We start from the raw sequence: 17,338 nt of genomic DNA, 5'->3' as shown, positions 1-17,338 counted from the left end.
CTATTTATTTAGATTTTTTGAAAATAGAATAAATCGTAATTCCAAAACCTATTAAAACAGTTGTTGGAGCTAAACGAATACGTCTAAAGCTGAAAATATCCTCATTGAAAACATTTGGATCTTTACTTCCTCCGCCGGACATTAAGATAAATCCTAAGGCGATAACGGCGATACCTATTAATAGAATTTTGTAATTAATAGTGTCAAAAAGAAATTCGTGTTTTTGAGGCTGCTGTTCGTTATGATTGTTGTTTTTCATTTTTCATTTTTTATTAAACCAGCAAAGCTAAGTTTGTTTGTGTATTGTACAGAAAACGGCGATTGAATATTAATATAAATCGTCAGTTCTTAAATTTAAGAAACGTTGTGTGGCAAAATGTGTGCTTACCCAGGTAATTAAAACCCCAAGTCCAAAAACCGCAATCAATACCAGTCCTGTTAAAGTTTTGTCTTCCATAATGCCTAAGCCCGGGAAATTGGTTTCCACATAAAATAAAAGCGCAATTAAAGCAATGATCGCCAATGCGGCACCCAGCATGCCCAGTTTTATACTTCGCATTACGAATGGTTTACGAATAAAGGCTTTGGTAGCCCCCACCATCTGCATCGTTTTAATAATAAAACGGTTAGAGTGAATGGATAAACGAAGTGAACTGTTAATTAATAAGACCGCAATAATCGTCAGGAAACCGCTGATAATTAAAATCCACATACTTACTTTTTTGATATTATCGTTTACCAGATTTACCAGCTGTTTGTCGTATACAATGTCTTCAATCATGGTATTCTGGCGTAAACGGCTTTCGATTTTAGTAATACTGTCACGCTCTACATAGTCAGCTTTTAAGTGAATATCGTAAGAATTCAGTAAAGGATTTTCACCCAAAAAGGTCAGGAAATCTTCTCCAATAATATCAGTATGTTCTTTAGCCGCTTTTTCTTTGGTTACATAAACATACGATAAGGCAAAAGGAGCTCTTTTAAGTTCAGAGTCAAAAGCTTTGATAATACTGTCATTGGCTTCATTTTTAAAGAAAACCGTCATGGCAATTTTTTCCTTAAAGTCATCCGCCAGTTTTTTAGAATTAATAATAAATAATCCCAGTACCCCTAAAAGGAATAAAACCAGAAATACACTTAATACTACCGAAAAATAAGAGGAAATTAACCTGCGTTTTTGAAATTTATCAAAGTTAGAACTCATAGTCTGCTTAAATTATGGGGTAAAAATAATAAACAATTTCTTTATTTAAAGTTAATAACAAACTTTTATCCTTAAAAGTACAATTTAAATATTGAATAAATTGAAGATTAATGGTAAAGCTTTGTGTGAAATTTAACCGCAAAGTTCGCAAAGTAAAAAAGTATAGTCACAGATTATAGTAGGATTCACACCCATTTTAAAAATCATTTTAATCTGTGGCTGAAAAAGCAAAGCCTGCGTTTTGTATTTTAATTATAGCCCGTGGTTTCAACCACGGGGACACAATCATGGTAAAAATCCCTATTCAGCGATTTTTAATTGCGGGTTGGAAATTATGCCAATACGTTTCCTGTGGTTGAAACCACAGGCTATATTTGACAATAAGATGGAAAAACTATATTAAAATTTCTCTGTGTATGAATTTTTTTAATCTAAATTTAATAACAACGCAAAGTTCTCAAAATAAAAAAGCAGAGCTATAAAGGATTCACACCCATTTTAAAAATCATTTTAATCCTTTTAATCTGTGGCAAAAAAATATTACTGTCTTAGAATCTCAGCGTCTTAGCCTCTTATGTGACTTTATACATTTCAATACTTTTTAACCAATAAACATGACGGGGTTTATTTTTTATTGTAAAGAAATCATATTCTTCCCGGAGAAGTGTAAGATACTTAATTCTGTCTTTTTATTGTTAAACTAAAACTTTTAGGGGATATAGCTGTAGAATGTTATGGTAATCTTTGAAATGCAGCCTTTGTTGACCAATATCAATATATGGATAAAATATTTTATCTCAAAATTATAAAATTTATAAAAAAAATACATTCTGGCTAATATGATCTGTAAAAGGATAATTTGATAGAGTCAGATAAATTAAAGAATGAAAGGACTATTAAATTTTATTTACAAAAACGGTAATAAGTTGTTATTTTTATTGCTTTTACTAATATCTCTGACGCTTACAATTCAATCACATTCTTATCACAAAAGTAAAGTACTTGGTATTACGGATTATGTTGGGATAAAATTTACTATGAAAGTTGACGAAGTAACAAGCTACCTTAATTTAGTAAAAGAAAATGATTCTTTAGCTAAAGAAAATGCTAAACTATTAGAAACCTTTTTTTATCGACAGGAAAATACTAAGTATAAATTAAAACCTATTTTTGAAATAGATACAAATTCCATTATTGGTTCAAAAGTTATAAATAATTCTTACAATCAAAGTGAAAACTATATCACTATTAATTCTGGATCTACAAAGGGAGTTAAGGATGATATGGGCGTGATAAATGAGTTTGGTATTATAGGAGTAATTAATAATGTCTCTCCAAATTATGCAACTTTAACAAGTGTTTTGAACAAAAAAACTCTTATCAATGCCAAAATAAAGAACAGTAACTATTTCGGAACTTTAACTTGGAATGTAAAAAGTACTGGTTTTGTCCAGTTAGTAGATGTTCAACGAGCTAGTAATGTGAAGGTTGGTGATACTATTGTAACTGGAGGTCTTTCTGAAATTTTCCCTGAAAATATAGATATTGGTGTTATTGAAAAAATGGTAAAAGAGAATAATTCACAGGTGATAAGTGTAAAATTATTCAATGATATGACTAATTTGGGCTATGTTTATATTTTAAAAAATAAAAACGTTAAAAAGGTTCATAACAACGTAAAAAATAAATAGTTCAAATATCCAGCTTTTTGGATTCTGTATCACATGGAAATAACTATTACATTTAAAGTATTAAAGCCATCAAAAAATAAGTACCGCAGCTTATAGTTATACAAAATCTATTATTTTTCACGCTGTATTTTCAATTAAAATTTGCCCTTATTTACAGTGTGATGCTGAATAAATAATGAAAATTATGGGAGTGATTAGTTGTATACTCTCAAAAAAGTATAGCCACAGATTAAAAGGATTCACACCCATTTTAAAAATCATTTTAATCCTTTTAATCTGTGGCTGGAAAAGAAAAGCCTGCGTTTTGTGTTTTTAAATATGGCCCGTGGTTGAAACCACGGGGACACAATCATGGTAAAAATCCCTATTCAGCGATTTTTAATTGCGGGTTGGAAATTATGCCAATACGTTTCCTGTGGTTGAAACCACAGGCTATATTTGACAATAAGATGGAAAAACTATATTAAAATTTCTCTGTGTATGAATTTTGTATTTTTTTAATCTAAATTTAATAACAACACAAAGTTCTCAAAATAAAAAAGCAGAGCTATAAAGGATTCACACAGATTTAAAAAAATCATTTTAATCCTTTTAATCTGTGGCTAAAAATCTTAGTAGCTCAGAATCTCAGCGTCTTATTTAACCTTATAAATTTCAATGCTTTTTAGCCAATAAACATGACGGGGACCGGTTGCAATATCATTTTTGCAAAGCCCAATCATTTCTCCATTTTTGACAGGTCTGCCATTTTCTTCGAAGATGATATATGCATTATCTCCAGTTGGATTATTGAAAATTTCTGCCCACGAAAAAGTCGCTTTATAATCGTCTGAAGCTCTTTCTACAATATAAAAGTTTCGGTCTTTATGATCTTCCTGTCTGATTTTGGCTTTGTCTAAAATATCTTTTAAAAGTACCGCTTTACAAGTTTTGACTTCTCTTTTAATTACACCGCCTTTTCCGGTTATTTTGAGATTCTCAATCGTCACTACTTTCATCTTTTTTAAAGAATCGACAGTTAACTGCAGTTGATTCTCAACTTCTCCTTTTATTTCAATAACATGATTAACCAGTTTCAGGCTGTCTTCAGCTGTTAGAATTGGATGCTCGTGTTTTGGTTTTTCTGAAATTTTTTCAACAGAAATAGTTTCTTCTTTATCTTTTTTAGAAGAATTACACATTGAACAGGAAAAAGCAATCAGAAGAATTAGAATGTAATTTGGAGTTTTCATATAATGGTATTTGTTATTAGATTTTTTTGGTTTCCCAAACTAAAGATAAATAATATAATCCTCCAATTGAGGGTCCGCCTAAAATTGAAGTATATGTTTTATTCAAAATATTGGTTCCACCCAGTTTGGCCGAAAAGCCTTTTTTAAAACTATAATTAACCTGAGCATCCATCGTCCAGTAAGCCGGAACGGTTCCGCTTACTAAAAAAGAAACATAGTCGAAATTATTTTGATAACGCGCACTTACACTCGCCCCAAGATTTTTCCAGATATTTTGAGCGATTAAAGTTCCGTTTACATTAAATTCCGGTGTGTTGAATCCGTCTTCCAAACCGTCTTTATCATCTGTTCTGTCCAGTTTTGTATAAGTAAGATTGGTCATAGCGGTAAAAATTTCATTAAAACGATATTTTAAACCTAAACTTCCGCCATAATTGTAGATTTTACTTTTAGAATTGGTCCAGAGTCTGTAGCGATTCTGCGTGTTTTTGGAATATAAAGCAGTCGGAATCAAATTGGGATCTGTCGTATTCGGAATACTGGCTTCAACCTGAGCGATGAAATTTTTATACGAGTTATAATAAAAATCGGCATCAATAAAAAGATTTCTGTTCAGGGCCATTCCTCTGAAACCAACTTCGAATGATTTGACAAATTCTGGTTGTAAATAGGTGTAAGGATTTTTTTGAATGGTGTTTTTATTTTTTTCAATCGCCGCTGTCTGTGTCAAACCATTTATATTAACATCAGTATTTACCTGCGCCTGAAATTTATCGATGGAAGCTTTGGTATAGGAGTTCTCGAAAATTCCATCCGACATAATTCGCAATCCGCCAACACGTTTTACACCGCCTGAATTGACATTGGAAAAGCCTTCGAAAATACTCGGAAAACGATAGCCTGTTTGATAAGAAGCTCTAAAATTCATGGTTTCTTTTGGGGAATAAACAGCAGTGAACTGCGGCGTAAATTTGGTGTCAAAATAATCGGCTTTATCCGCTCTGATTGTGGCACTCAAACGCAGTTTTGAAGCAAAGAACTCTTTGGTCAATTGTGTAAAACCTCCTGTTTTTTGATAGGTTAGATTTTCGTCAGCCTGAACGGGATTGATGAAATAATTGCCGTCAGGAACAATAATGTAATTTCTGTAATCGAAACCGCTTAACAATTTAGCATCCATTTTTTCGAAGAAAGATTTAAAAGCTTTGTCCCAATTCAATAATCCTTCACCGTGGACCAAAGTCGATTTTACCCGTAAAGCTGCACCAATATCCCAATTGTTAATATCAATTAATTCGTTTTTCTTGTTTTCATAAGCTTCCGTTCCGGGTAAAAATCTGCCCTGATCAGATTGCGTTCTGGCCATTCTGTGCGCATCAGCAGCCGTTGCGCCATCTGTAACTGCGTTTTTGTAAAAAGTGCTGTAATCGGCGAACCAATTATCATCTGATTTAAAAGCACGATCCATATTTTCAGCAAGCGAACGCAGATTATAGGAGTTTCCGGTATTTTCAGTCGTTGCATAGGCTTTTATCTGAAAAACAGGAGTATGATAATCGGCCGAAAATTGATTTAAAGTATAATCGTCAAGTCTAAATCGGTTGGAGCGCTGATAAATGGTATTAATTAAAGCTGTTTTGTAAGTTACTGAAAGCTCCTGATTTTTCTTTGGACGAAAGTAAAGCCCAAAATCAGCTTTGTAGTTTTTAATATCGTAATCGGTAATATCCGTTTCTCTGTAACCTGTTCTGGCAACCACATAATTTTTACCGTTTAGGTTCAGTGTTTTTCGGTTTGCCGATTCATTTCCATAACCGTTTACTTCGTCATAAGCCGGATTATCAATACCAAATAAACCTGTCGAAGCATTTGCGTTTGGAGCCAGATCGGTTCGGTCATCGGCAGCCCAGTCTGTTCCGCCTGTTGTTGAAGCATTAATTTTGAAAGCCCATTTTTCAGTGAAAGCTTTCGCAAATCTCAAATTAAACTGCGAGTATAACTTAGGTGAAAAACGGTCAATATTCCCAACATGATTTACTCCCGTTAATTGTTGAACGGAAACGCCTTGATATTCGAAAGGATTTTTAGTCTGAATATTAGCCAATCCATTAATGGCATTCATTCCGTACAAAGCGGCTGCGGTTCCCGGAATAATTTCGATTTTATCAATATCCAGATCATTTGCCCCAAGTGCATTTGCAATAGGAGCGCCTAAATGCGGCGCCTGATTATCAATTCCGTCAACCAATTGTGCAAACCGGACATTGGTTGAATTGGCAAAGCCTCGTGTATTAATGACTTTAAAGCCTAAACTGGGCGTAATAATCTGAACGCCTTTTACATTTTCGAGCGCTTCATAAATACTTGGTGATCCCATTTTTTTGGCTTCCGCCGATTTTAACTGCTCAATACTAATTGGCGAGCGCATGATGTTTTCAGAACGACGGGAAGCGGTAATTACGATTTCGTTTAGTTCTTCTTTTTTAATACTGTCCTGTTGTGTTTTTGATTTTTCTGTTTGGGAAAAGCTTTTCAGGCTTACAAATAGAAATAGTAGATATAATTTTTGGTTCATGGTTTTGGTTTTATTTCAGTATGTTTTAAAATGAATACTGATGGTTAAAAAAAAGTTGGTTTAGTTTATTATTTTTTTTAACACATAGAAACATAGTTTTTTCTTTTGATAAAGAAGATATAAAAGAAACTAGTTTCTAAAACATAGATTGGCTATGTGCTTAAAATTTAAAATTTCAGTTTTTGAGTTTCTTTCTCAGCAAATTCTTTGATTCGTTTTTCAACTTCATAAAAAACAGCAATCGCTCTTTCTCCAGCTTCTGTTAATTTTGCGCCGCCGCCGCCTTTTCCGCCCAGGAGTTTTTCTACTAATAGACTTTCAGCCCGCCGATTCATTTCTTCAACCAGTTGCCACGCCTGTCGATACGCCATTTTCATTTCTTTTGCCGCATTGGTAATTGAACCGGTTTTTCGAATATTTTCTAAAAGCCAGATCTTGCCAATTCCTAAAAACGGACCTTCGGTTTCTTCAATCCAGAGCCGGACTTCGATCTTATATTTTTTGTTTTCAGACATAGCAGAAAATTATAGTACGTAATTTTAAAATGCAATTATACGTATTTTTACTTAATTAAAAATACGTATTTTGTTATTTTATTTGTTTGTCAGTGAAATAGCTTTGCAACAAACAACAATAAATGTAAATTTGCGGCTAAATTAATTTAGTGAAAAGCTTAGAGCCTTAGTAACTTAGAATCTTAGTCACTTAGAAATGAAGTACAATCCAAACGAAATTGAAGCCAAATGGCAAAAGTATTGGGCAGAAAGTCAAACTTTCGCAGCAAAAAATAACTCCGAAAAACCGAAACACTATGTTCTCGATATGTTTCCTTATCCGTCGGGAGCAGGATTACACGTAGGACATCCGCTGGGTTATATTGCTTCAGATGTGTATTCTCGTTTCAAAAGACATCAGGGATTCAATGTTTTGCATCCAATGGGTTACGATAGTTTCGGATTACCTGCAGAACAATATGCGATTCAGACCGGACAGCGTCCTGAAGATACAACACGTGTAAATATCGACGGAGGAGTAGACAAAGAAGGAAAACAAATTGCGGGATACAGAAAACAATTAGATAAAATCGGATTCTCGTTTGACTGGGCGCGTGAAGTGCGTACGTCAAATCCGGATTACTATAAACATACACAATGGATTTTTATCCAGTTGTTCAATTCCTGGTACAATAAAACGACAGACAAAGCAGAAGATATTTCGACTTTGACTGCGATTTTTGAAAAGGAAGGAAATGCAAATGTAAATGCCGTTTCGGATGATAATATTGCCGTTTTTTCGTCAGGCGAATGGAACGCATTTTCAAAAGACGAGCAGGAAAAAATCTTGTTGCAATACCGATTAACGTATTTGGCAGAAACCGAAGTAAACTGGTGTCCGGGCTTAGGGACGGTTTTGGCTAATGACGAAATTGTAAATGGAGTTTCGGAGCGTGGAGGTTTTCCTGTTATAAGAAAAAAAATGACACAATGGAGTATGCGAATTTCTGCTTATGCCGAACGCTTACTTCAGGGTTTGAATGATATCGACTGGAGCGAGTCTATTAAAGAATCACAAAGAAACTGGATCGGAAAATCAGTTGGAGCTTTGGTAACTTTTAATGTGAAAGATCATAACGAAGTAATCGAAGTATTTACTACGAGACCTGATACCATTTTTGGAGTAACTTTTATGACTTTGGCGCCAGAACATGATTTGGTTGCTAAAATTACCACTTCGGAACAAAAAGCGGAAGTTGAAGCCTATATCGAAAAAACAGCTAAACGTTCGGAGCGTGAGCGTATGGCCGATGTAAAAACCATTTCTGGTGTATTTACAGGGGCTTATGCGGAACATCCGTTTACGAAAGAACCAATTCCGGTTTGGATTGGAGATTACGTTTTAGCAGGTTACGGAACAGGTGCTGTAATGGCGGTTCCCTGCGGAGATGAAAGAGATTATGCTTTTGCTAATTTCTTTAAAGGACAAAAAGGAATGCAGGAAATCAAAAACATTTTTGCCAATGTGGACATTTCTGAAGCAGCTTACGGATCAAAAGACAATGTTGAAATCGCCAATTCTGATTTCTTAAACGGATTAGATTATAAAAAAGGAACGCAGAAAGCGATTGAAAAATTAGAAGAAATTGGTCAGGGAAAAGGTAAAACCAATTACCGTCTGCGTGATGCTGTTTTCTCTCGTCAGCGTTATTGGGGAGAACCATTCCCGGTTTATTATGTGAATAGATTGCCAAAAATGATCGAATCTCAGCATTTACCAATTATTTTGCCGGAAGTGGAGAAATACTTGCCAACGGAAGACGGTTTACCACCATTAGGAAACGCAGGAGTTTGGGCTTGGGATACGAAACAAAACAAAGTTGTAGCAACTGATTTAGTTGACAATGCAACGATTTTTCCTTTAGAATTGAACACTATGCCAGGATGGGCAGGAAGCTCATGGTATTGGATGCGTTATATGGATGCGCACAATGAAAATGAATTTGCGTCTAAAGAAGCTTTGGCTTACTGGGAAAGTGTCGATTTATACATTGGAGGAAGTGAGCATGCAACTGGTCACTTGTTGTATTCTCGTTTTTGGAATAAATTCTTAAAAGACAAAGGTTTTGCTCCAACCGAAGAACCATTCAAAAAACTGATCAATCAGGGAATGATTTTGGGTACAACAGCTTATGTTTACCGATTAGAGGGAACGAATACTTTTGTGTCTAAAAACAAAATCGAAGGTCAAAATGTGCAGCCAATTCGCGTTGATGTAAATTTTGTTAATTCTTCAGATGAATTAAATATCGAAAAGTTTAAAGATTGGAGAGAAGATTTTGCTACAGCTGAATTTATTTTAGATGAAAACGGAAAATATATTGTAGGACGTGAAGTAGAAAAAATGTCGAAATCATATTACAATGTAGTTACTCCAGATGATATTTGTGCTGAATATGGTGCAGATACATTACGTTTATACGAAATGTTCTTAGGTCCATTAGAACAAGCAAAACCTTGGAATACTGCCGGAATTTCTGGAGTATTTGGTTTCCTTAAAAAACTATGGAGATTGTATTTTGACGATAATGGTTTAATCGTAAACAACGACGAACCAACAAAAGACAACTTAAAATCGTTACATAAAACGATCAAAAAAGTGGCAGAAGATATCGAGAATTTCTCTTTCAATACTTCAGTTTCTCAGTTTATGATTTGTGTGAACGAATTGTCTTCTCAAAACTGTCATTCAAGAGCGATTTTAGAACCGTTAGCAATTTTGGTTTCACCTTATGCACCGCATATTGCTGAAGAATTATGGTCACAGTTAGGAAACACAACCTCAATTTCAGAAGTGGCTTTCCCTGCTTTTGATGCAAAACACTTAGTTGAAACGAATAAAGAATACCCAGTTTCTTTCAACGGAAAAATGCGTTTCACAATCGAATTGCCTTTGGATTTAACCGCAGCACAAATCGAAGAAATCGTAATGAAAGACGAAAGAACACAAAAGCACTTAGACGGCAGAACGCCAAATAAAGTGATTATTGTTCCCGGAAAAATCATTAATCTGGTAGGTTAATTTTTTAAAATTTCAATATAAGAAATTCCAAATTCCAATTTTACGATTGGGGTTTGGGATTTTTTTTTGCTTTTTTTTCCGCCACGAATTCACGAATTAATTGAAATAAAAATTCGTGAATTCGTGGCGGAGAACTTTGCGGCTTAGCGCCTTTGCGGCAAAAAACTTGCGTTCTTTGCGTAAACCTCCGCGTACTTTGCGGTTAAAAACCCGCACCAATATTGGAATTTGGAATTTAATTATTGAAAATTTTCAAAAGCATTGTAACATTTTAATAGTTGTCGTATCAAAAGCACGGATCCGATTTAATTAACAACTTAAAACTATTAAAAATGAAAAAGTATATCATCTTAATTATCGCATTCCTGTTCTCGGCATTATGTGTAAATGTTTTTGCTCAGACAAAATCATATCCTTTTGAAGTTCTTAAAACCGGAAAAGGAAAACAATCAATCGTATTCATTCCCGGATTTGCTTCTTCAGGAGCTGTCTGGAACGAAACCAGAGCAGCTTTCGAAAAAGATTTTACTTGTTATACTCTTACAATGGCAGGATTTGCCGGAGTAAAACCACAGCCCAATCCATCTTTTGAAAACTGGAAAAACGAAATCGCAGCCTATATCAAAGACAATAAAATCGAAAAACCAATTGTAATTGGTCATAGTATGGGCGGTGGATTAGCGCTTGCCATAGCATCGTCTTATCCGGATTTAATTGGAAAAATTGTCGTAGTTGATGCACTTCCGTGTCTGGCTGCTTTAAGTGATCCTTCTTTTAAATCAAAAGAAAATAATGACTGTTCGCCAATGGTAACGCAGATGGCAGTGATGAATGAAACGCAATTTCGCGATATGCAGAAACAAACGATGCCAAGACTTTTAGAAGATAAATCGAAACTGGATATGGTGGTGGACTGGAGTGTAAAATCAGACCGAAAAACATTTGCCGAAATGTATTGTGATTTTTATAATACCGATTTGAGAGATAAAATTAAAGCGATAAAATGTCCGTCGCTAATTTTATTAGAATCCTATTTTATAAATTTAAAACCTGTAATAGAAGGACAATACGGAAACTTAAAAACGGCCAGTTTTCAATATGCTGATAAAGGGCTGCATTTTATAATGTACGACGATACAGACTGGTATATGGCACAGTTAACTCATTTTTTAAAATCTTAAGATGGAATTCGAAGAAATCTACAAAACGTATTGGGATAGAATTTTCAGGCTCTGCATGGGATTTGTAAATGATTATGATGCCGCTGAGGATTTGGCTCAGGAAACTTTTATAATGGTCTGGCAGAAACTGGAAACTTTTAGAAACGAATCGGCAATTGGAACCTGGATTTTCAGGATTGCTTCCAATAATTGCCTGAGGCAGATTGAAAAACAAAAACGATTTCCGAAATCAGAACTTCCGGTTCATCTTTCAGAGGAAAAACAAACGTCATTAGAACCTCAGATACAGTTTTTATATCAATGCATTGCCGAACTGCCTGAAACCGATCGTATTATTATTTCGCTGGAATTAGAAGATGTAAAACAGGCAGAAATCGCCAAAATCGCAGGGCTTTCAGAAGCCAATGTTAGGGTGAAAATTCACAGGATCAAAGAAAAACTGACTCAAAAATTTAAAGAAAATGGACAACGATAATAATATAGATTTTAAAGATTTATGGAAAAAACAAACCATAAGTCAGCCTGATATGGAAGATTTACTGGCGAGAGTCAGTAAATTTAAAAAAGCCGCTGTAAAAAGTTTATGGATTGCCAATATTCTGCTTTCTCTTACTACAGTATTTATTGTCTTCATCTGGGTATATTTCCAGCCACAGTTCCTTTCGACTAAAATCGGAATTGTGTTAACGATTCTTGCAATGGCTGTTTTTTTACTGGTGTATAATAAAATGATGAATTCTTTTAAAAATATAGATGTAAATCAAACCAATCAGGAGTATTTACAAAACCTGATTGCCATAAAAAAGAAACAGCAGTTTTTACAGACCCAAATGATGAGTTTCTATTTTATAGCCCTTACTGTTGGAATTTGCTTATACATGTATGAATATACAAGCAGAATGAGCGCTTTAGGAACAAGTCTGACTTATGGGATTACTTTGCTTTGGATACTGCTTAACTGGTTTTACATCCGCCCGAAGCAAATTAAAAAACAACAGGAGAAGATAAACAGCCTGATTAGAAAATTTGAAGAAGTGAATAATCAGTTAGAGGCATAAAAAAAGAAAGCTTCGCAAATTGCGAAGCTCATCTTTTTCCAAAAACAAAAATTAAATTCTAACCTTTTAAATCCTAAAAGAGAGGAAAATAAAATCTTAAAGAGGGAATACGTACGGTGTAAGGTTGGCTACTACGATTCCGTCGCTATTAGTTTCAGCAGTAAGTTCGTTTACTACTTCTCCTCCAATATACATTTTTACTGTTACAGTTTGTCCCTGAACTCCGCCATATCCGCTGGCATGCACTGATGCTCCGTTAGATTTTGCTTCGGCAGTGAATTCCTTAACCCATGGAAGATTGTTAACATCTTCATTTAAAACATTTCCTCCTTTTTCCATATAAGTTGCAGAAAGCTTTCCGGTATAATTTCCGGTTACTTCATATTTAACATCTCTTGAAGAAGCTGCTGATTGATTATCGTCATTATCGCTGCTGCATGATACTGCTGTAAAAGCAAGTGTCAATATCAGGGCTGCTGTTTTTAAAATCGTTTTCATGGTCAAATGGCTTTTATAATATTACTAATCTACAGAACAAAATTAACAGCTAAACTAAGAGGGGGCAATACCTGATAAAATGCATTTTATATTACCTGATATCAGGTAAAAGTGCCTGAAATCTTTTTGAGAGTTTTTTAAATTTAATACATTTGGTCAAATGCCGCTTTATGAGGAAAAACTACTTTATTATCCTGCTTTTATTTTTATCCGCCGTTTTACATTCACAGGTAATTCTTTCTTTAGATGATGATTCTGTATATATTGACAGTATAGCAAGGGTTACAAAAAATACAGAGTCAGACAGTTTAAAATGCCTTTATAGCTTTAGGTTGTCCAAAATGTACCTGATGGTTCAGGATGTTCAAAAATCAAAGGAATATTTGGCGCAGGCCAACCGTCTCAAAAATAAATTCCCGTTTTTAAAAGATGCGGGGCTTTTTTATAATTCGTCTTCTTTTTTAGAAAAAGGAGATGTTCATGGTTTTGAACAAGCGCTTTTGGCGGCCAACGATAAGCTTAAGAAATATTACAATACTGAAGCTTATAAACTTCGGGCGGTGATTCTGCAGAATTACGGCATCATGCAGCAGCGGAAGAATAATGAAAAAGGCTATATGAAACTGCTCATAAATGAGGCTATTCCTATTGCCAAAAGAAGCCGGGATTATGAACTGATAAGTGCTTTGTACAAAGCAGTCGCTATTATTTTTATGAATACGGGCGAACGGGAAAAGGCGAATGAGTATCTGAGTGAAGCCCAGAAATACATTGAAAGGGCGATCAGAAAGACACCAACGCTCGCTGAATCAAAAATGGAAACGTATGTTATTAATGCCGAAAATCTGGTCGAACTGCAGCATTTTTATGATGCCAAAAAAGTACTTGATAAAGCCTTTTCTACCTTAAAGAATTTTCCGGAATCGAATTTAAACGACTCTTATTTTTATTCGGAAGGGCTGTATTATGCCCGACAGAATAAAAATGAAGAAGCGCTGAAAAGTTATGGTAAAGGAATAAAATCCGCAGAAAAACATGAGAATTTAAATGCCTTAAACCGACTGAAGTTTGCAGAGTACGAAGTGCTTTTTAAGCTGAAGAACTATGAAAAGGCCAAAAGCAACCTCGATTTCCTTCTGGAAAACACCTCGTTTATTGTAGATAAAAAAAATTACTACAATGAAATGGCCAGAGTTTATAATGCGACGAAAGAATACGATAAGGCCTATTTCTATTCGCACAAGTATAATGTTATTAATGACAGTTTAAACAATACTAAATTTAAGACTGAAATTGTGGAGCTGGAAGCCAAATACAAGAAGGCGGAAAGTGAAAAGAAAATCAGCCTTCTCCAGTCCGAAAATGAAAAAGCGGCTTTACTGGTTAATAACAATCGTCTCAATACCATTCTTTTTGCAGTTCTTTCTTTTTTGCTGTTTCTTACCGTCTTGTTTTTGTGGATATTTAACAAAAATCAGAAAAAACTAAGTGCCCAGAAAGAAATCAATCACAAACAGGAATTAATGGCGTATGAAGACCGTCATAAACTTTCGGTTTCCAAAGCCCTGATTCAGGGAGAAGAAGTGGAAAGAAAAAGAATTGCGAGGGATTTACATGACGGATTAGGAAGTATGCTGTCCGGGCTGAAGATTCATTTAAACCTCGTTAAAAAAGAGACCGGAGAAACTATAAACGGGGTCGATTCGATGCTGGACCATTCGATTAAAGAGCTTCGGAATATTTCGCAGAACTTAATGCCTGAAACACTGCTTGAGCTGAGTCTTGAACATGCCTTACGGGATTTATGCGTTAAAAATTCAAATGCAGTGACAACAGTTGAGTTTCAATATCTCATAAAAAAACCAAAATTGTCCAAGAATGCCGAAATCATGATTTACAGGATTATTCAGGAGCTGCTGAACAATTCTTTAAAGTATGCCAAAGCGTCTCAGGTCCTCGTTTCCTGTTCTCAGAATAAAAACGTATTTTTTATTACCGTAGAAGATAATGGTGCCGGTTTTGAGGTTTCGGACCAGATGAACAAAAACGGAATGGGACTCAAAAATATTAAAAACAGGGTAGAATTCCTGAATGGAAAATTAGAAATCGACAGTAAAATAAATCAGGGTACTTCGGTTTATATCGAACTGAATGTACTAAACGAAAATCAGGAAAATGAGTAAGCAGTATAAAATGGTTGTAGTGGATGATCATCCTATAGTAATTTCGGGAATTTCAGGACTGCTTTCAGATCTGGACAATATCGAAATTGTAGAGAAAATGAAATCAGGAGAAATGCTGCTCGATTATATCGAAAACCACGAAGTCGATCTGGTATTAATGGATATTTTTCTTCCGGTGATTACGGGAATTGATTTGTGTAAAGCTATTAAACAGAAATATCCGCAGGTAGTGGTAATTGGAATGAGCAGCCAGTCAGAGCGCAGTCTGGTCATGCAGTTTATCCGAAACGGCGGAAACGGATATATATTAAAGAATGCCTCTTTTGATGAGTTTAAGAGCTGTATCAATAAAGCCATTGAAGGCGAAATTGTGTTTAGCGATGAGGTAAAAACCATTGTAAGCCAGCCTTTATCTGAAGATCTGGATGTGGTACCGAGTTTGAGCAGAAGGGAAAAAGATATTGCGCTTTTGCTTTCAAAAGGAAAACAAACACAGGAAATTGCCGATGAGCTTTTTCTGAGTTTCCTGACGGTACAAACCCACAGAAGGAATATTCTTCAAAAGTACAAAACCAAAAATGTGGCAGAATTAATTACGCTTCTCTTAAAAAACAATCTTTTAGATTGAAACTTTGTCGGTAAAAATGCCAAATTGACATTTTTTGAGTTTGGTTCAGAAATTGCGGTTGGTTTTGTAACTTTAAATTTCAATCAAAAAAAGAATCAGATATGGGAAGTGGTTATTTAATTCTCGCCGGGGCTATCATGTTGTTTAGCTGGATGGTGAGTGCAAAACTAAAAAGTAAATTCGAATTATATTCTAAGCTGCAGTTACGAAATGGAATGAGCGGCAGGGAAATCGCTGAAAAAATGCTTGCTGATAACGGGATTACGGATGTTCGCGTGATTTCGACTCCGGGACAGTTAACAGATCATTACAATCCGGCAGATAAAACAGTCAATTTAAGTGAAGCGGTTTACAATCACAGAAACGCAGCAGCAGCGGCAGTAGCAGCGCACGAATGCGGTCATGCGGTACAGCACGCCATTGGTTACGAATGGTTAACCATGCGTTCTAAACTGGTGCCTGTAGTAAGTGTAGCTTCTAATTTTATGCAATGGATTTTACTGGCCGGGATTTTAATGATAAAGAGTTTTCCGCAATTACTGTTAATAGGGATTGTCATATTTGCTGTGACGACTCTTTTTTCAATTGTAACACTGCCGGTAGAATATGATGCGAGTAACAGAGCGCTGGCATGGCTTGAAAATAAACATATGCTTACACAGCAGGAGCAGGAAGGAGCTAAAGATGCTTTAAAATGGGCCGCGAGAACTTATGTGGTAGCTGCTTTGGGATCTATTGCAACGTTGTTGTACTATATCTCTATTTATGCTGGAAACAGACGAAACTAATGAGATCATGAAATAGTCAGCCAATTAGGTGATTTTAAGTAAATCCGACAAGTTCAAAGCTTGTCGGATTTTTTTATGCTGTATAGAAAATTTTCTAAACAGATTTGGGCAGCTGTGCTTAAACGAAATAATAAAAGAGTGATAAAGAATGAAAAAACAGAAAACACATTGTAATAACAATGCCTATAGAATATAAGTAAGCCTTGTTTCCGGTTTTGAAATATTGGAAAAGAAGTATGATACAATAGAGGATACTAACAGGAATTAAGAGCAAAACAAATACATCATTAAGGTTGGGGCCGTGTGGACTGCCAGGCGGCTGAAAAGTTTTGATAAGATATAATGCCGGGTAACAAAAGATAAAAAACAAAACGGCCTTAATTTCTGGTTTGATTTTAAAATTCATTCTCTTTTAGGTTATTGTTAAAATTAGGTTTGTATATCCGGTCTGTAAGGAGTCTTGTTCTGAAAATTACGGAATCACTTAAAAAGTTTTATCAGTTTGGTTTGAAGCAATATGATTTTTAAAGATTCACTAATTTTTGAATGCAAAACAGAAGAGCCCATAGTCCCGCTAAAACACCAATGCTGTTTAAGTATTTATTATTTCCGGATTTGTAATATCTGAAAAGAAATAACACAATAAGAAGGATGCTTATGGGGATTGAAAGTAAGGCTAATAAAAATCCTGGTCCTGGAGTGCAGGGGCCGCTTGGTGTTGTTT

14 protein-coding genes are annotated in these 17,338 nt (G+C 35.1%); 8 read left to right on the top strand and 6 right to left on the bottom strand.

Translation table 11 applies throughout. The features are described 5' to 3' along the window. Positions 1–4: 4 nt before the first annotated feature. Positions 5–259, bottom strand: coding sequence for a DUF3098 domain-containing protein (locus tag ACODST_RS09210; RefSeq protein WP_488931822.1), 255 nt, complete (start codon positions 257–259; stop codon positions 5–7). Between the two features lie 69 nt (positions 260–328). Continuing rightward, a complete protein-coding gene (locus tag ACODST_RS09205) occupies positions 329–1,204 on the bottom strand; it encodes a cell division protein FtsX (protein WP_488931821.1) in 876 nt (291 codons plus the stop codon). 884 nt (positions 1,205–2,088) lie between these two features. On the opposite strand from ACODST_RS09205, the gene mreC reads away from it, so the two are divergent. After that, positions 2,089–2,895, top strand: coding sequence for a rod shape-determining protein MreC (gene mreC / locus ACODST_RS09200; protein WP_488931820.1), 807 nt, complete (start codon positions 2,089–2,091; stop codon positions 2,893–2,895). Positions 2,896–3,530: 635 nt separating this feature from the next. Here the strand turns inward: mreC and ACODST_RS09195 are convergent. The 3 genes from ACODST_RS09195 to ACODST_RS09185 all read right to left on the bottom strand — a co-directional run bounded on the left by ACODST_RS09195 (position 3,531) and on the right by ACODST_RS09185 (position 7,217). Further along, positions 3,531–4,127, bottom strand: a complete 597-nt coding sequence (locus tag ACODST_RS09195; RefSeq protein WP_488931819.1) for a molybdopterin-dependent oxidoreductase — start codon at positions 4,125–4,127, stop codon at positions 3,531–3,533. Between the two features lie 16 nt (positions 4,128–4,143). Beyond that, positions 4,144–6,702 (bottom strand): TonB-dependent receptor, encoded by a 2,559-nt coding sequence (locus tag ACODST_RS09190; RefSeq protein ID WP_488931818.1) that lies wholly within the window; start codon positions 6,700–6,702, stop codon positions 4,144–4,146. A 167-nt stretch (positions 6,703–6,869) separates the two neighbouring features. Beyond that, entirely contained in the window at positions 6,870–7,217 is a 348-nt protein-coding gene (locus tag ACODST_RS09185; RefSeq protein ID WP_488931817.1) for a winged helix-turn-helix domain-containing protein, read from the bottom strand. 196 nt (positions 7,218–7,413) lie between these two features. Between ACODST_RS09185 and leuS the strand changes: the two genes are divergently transcribed. The 4 genes from leuS to ACODST_RS09165 all read left to right on the top strand — a co-directional run bounded on the left by leuS (position 7,414) and on the right by ACODST_RS09165 (position 12,517). Next, positions 7,414–10,278: a leucine--tRNA ligase gene (gene leuS, locus ACODST_RS09180; protein WP_488931816.1), complete on the top strand. Its 2,865-nt coding sequence runs from the start codon at positions 7,414–7,416 to the stop codon at positions 10,276–10,278. A 332-nt stretch (positions 10,279–10,610) separates the two neighbouring features. Further along, the gene (locus tag ACODST_RS09175; protein ID WP_488931815.1) at positions 10,611–11,459 is read left to right on the top strand and encodes an alpha/beta fold hydrolase; all 849 of its coding nucleotides are present in this window, start codon (positions 10,611–10,613) and stop codon (positions 11,457–11,459) included. Position 11,460: 1 nt separating this feature from the next. Beyond that, the gene (locus ACODST_RS09170; protein ID WP_488931814.1) at positions 11,461–11,934 is read left to right on the top strand and encodes an RNA polymerase sigma factor; all 474 of its coding nucleotides are present in this window, start codon (positions 11,461–11,463) and stop codon (positions 11,932–11,934) included. Next, positions 11,921–12,517: a hypothetical protein gene (locus ACODST_RS09165; RefSeq protein ID WP_488931813.1), complete on the top strand. Its 597-nt coding sequence runs from the start codon at positions 11,921–11,923 to the stop codon at positions 12,515–12,517. The genes ACODST_RS09170 and ACODST_RS09165 overlap by 14 nt, the downstream gene beginning before the upstream one ends. Positions 12,518–12,613: 96 nt before the next feature. Here ACODST_RS09165 and ACODST_RS09160 read toward each other — a convergent pair whose 3' ends face one another. Continuing rightward, entirely contained in the window at positions 12,614–13,015 is a 402-nt protein-coding gene (locus ACODST_RS09160) for an MmpS family transport accessory protein (protein WP_488931812.1), read from the bottom strand. 170 nt (positions 13,016–13,185) lie between these two features. Between ACODST_RS09160 and ACODST_RS09155 the strand changes: the two genes are divergently transcribed. The 3 genes from ACODST_RS09155 (at position 13,186) to ACODST_RS09145 (ending at position 16,614) form a co-directional block, all read left to right on the top strand. Further along, a complete protein-coding gene (locus ACODST_RS09155; RefSeq protein WP_488931811.1) occupies positions 13,186–15,198 on the top strand; it encodes a tetratricopeptide repeat-containing sensor histidine kinase in 2,013 nt (670 codons plus the stop codon). After that, the gene (locus ACODST_RS09150) at positions 15,191–15,826 is read left to right on the top strand and encodes a response regulator (RefSeq protein WP_488931810.1); all 636 of its coding nucleotides are present in this window, start codon (positions 15,191–15,193) and stop codon (positions 15,824–15,826) included. Before ACODST_RS09155 ends, ACODST_RS09150 begins: the two co-directional genes overlap by 8 nt. Positions 15,827–15,927: 101 nt before the next feature. Beyond that, positions 15,928–16,614 carry a zinc metallopeptidase gene (locus ACODST_RS09145; protein ID WP_488931809.1) on the top strand — a complete coding sequence of 229 codons (687 nt, stop codon included), beginning with the start codon at positions 15,928–15,930 and terminating at the stop codon, positions 16,612–16,614. The last annotated feature ends 724 nt before the right edge of the window (positions 16,615–17,338 follow it).

The sequence above is a fragment of the Flavobacterium sp. FG19 genome, assembly GCF_057809475.1.
Note: the sequence above shows the minus strand (reverse complement) of the source record. Positions and strands in the feature narration are given on the sequence as shown.

Coding starts and splice junctions, on each gene's coding strand:
- ACODST_RS09205 (WP_488931821.1), bottom strand. CDS start 1,204: ATGAGTTCTAACTTTGATAAATTTCAAAAACGCAGGTTAATTTCCTCT.
- ACODST_RS09165 (WP_488931813.1), top strand. CDS start 11,921: ATGGACAACGATAATAATATAGATTTTAAAGATTTATGGAAAAAACAA.
- ACODST_RS09175 (WP_488931815.1), top strand. CDS start 10,611: ATGAAAAAGTATATCATCTTAATTATCGCATTCCTGTTCTCGGCATTA.
- leuS (WP_488931816.1), top strand. CDS start 7,414: ATGAAGTACAATCCAAACGAAATTGAAGCCAAATGGCAAAAGTATTGG.
- ACODST_RS09170 (WP_488931814.1), top strand. CDS start 11,461: ATGGAATTCGAAGAAATCTACAAAACGTATTGGGATAGAATTTTCAGG.
- ACODST_RS09155 (WP_488931811.1), top strand. CDS start 13,186: ATGAGGAAAAACTACTTTATTATCCTGCTTTTATTTTTATCCGCCGTT.
- mreC (WP_488931820.1), top strand. CDS start 2,089: ATGAAAGGACTATTAAATTTTATTTACAAAAACGGTAATAAGTTGTTA.
- ACODST_RS09145 (WP_488931809.1), top strand. CDS start 15,928: ATGGGAAGTGGTTATTTAATTCTCGCCGGGGCTATCATGTTGTTTAGC.
- ACODST_RS09160 (WP_488931812.1), bottom strand. CDS start 13,015: ATGAAAACGATTTTAAAAACAGCAGCCCTGATATTGACACTTGCTTTT.
- ACODST_RS09150 (WP_488931810.1), top strand. CDS start 15,191: ATGAGTAAGCAGTATAAAATGGTTGTAGTGGATGATCATCCTATAGTA.
- ACODST_RS09195 (WP_488931819.1), bottom strand. CDS start 4,127: ATGAAAACTCCAAATTACATTCTAATTCTTCTGATTGCTTTTTCCTGT.
- ACODST_RS09190 (WP_488931818.1), bottom strand. CDS start 6,702: ATGAACCAAAAATTATATCTACTATTTCTATTTGTAAGCCTGAAAAGC.
- ACODST_RS09210 (WP_488931822.1), bottom strand. CDS start 259: ATGAAAAACAACAATCATAACGAACAGCAGCCTCAAAAACACGAATTT.
- ACODST_RS09185 (WP_488931817.1), bottom strand. CDS start 7,217: ATGTCTGAAAACAAAAAATATAAGATCGAAGTCCGGCTCTGGATTGAA.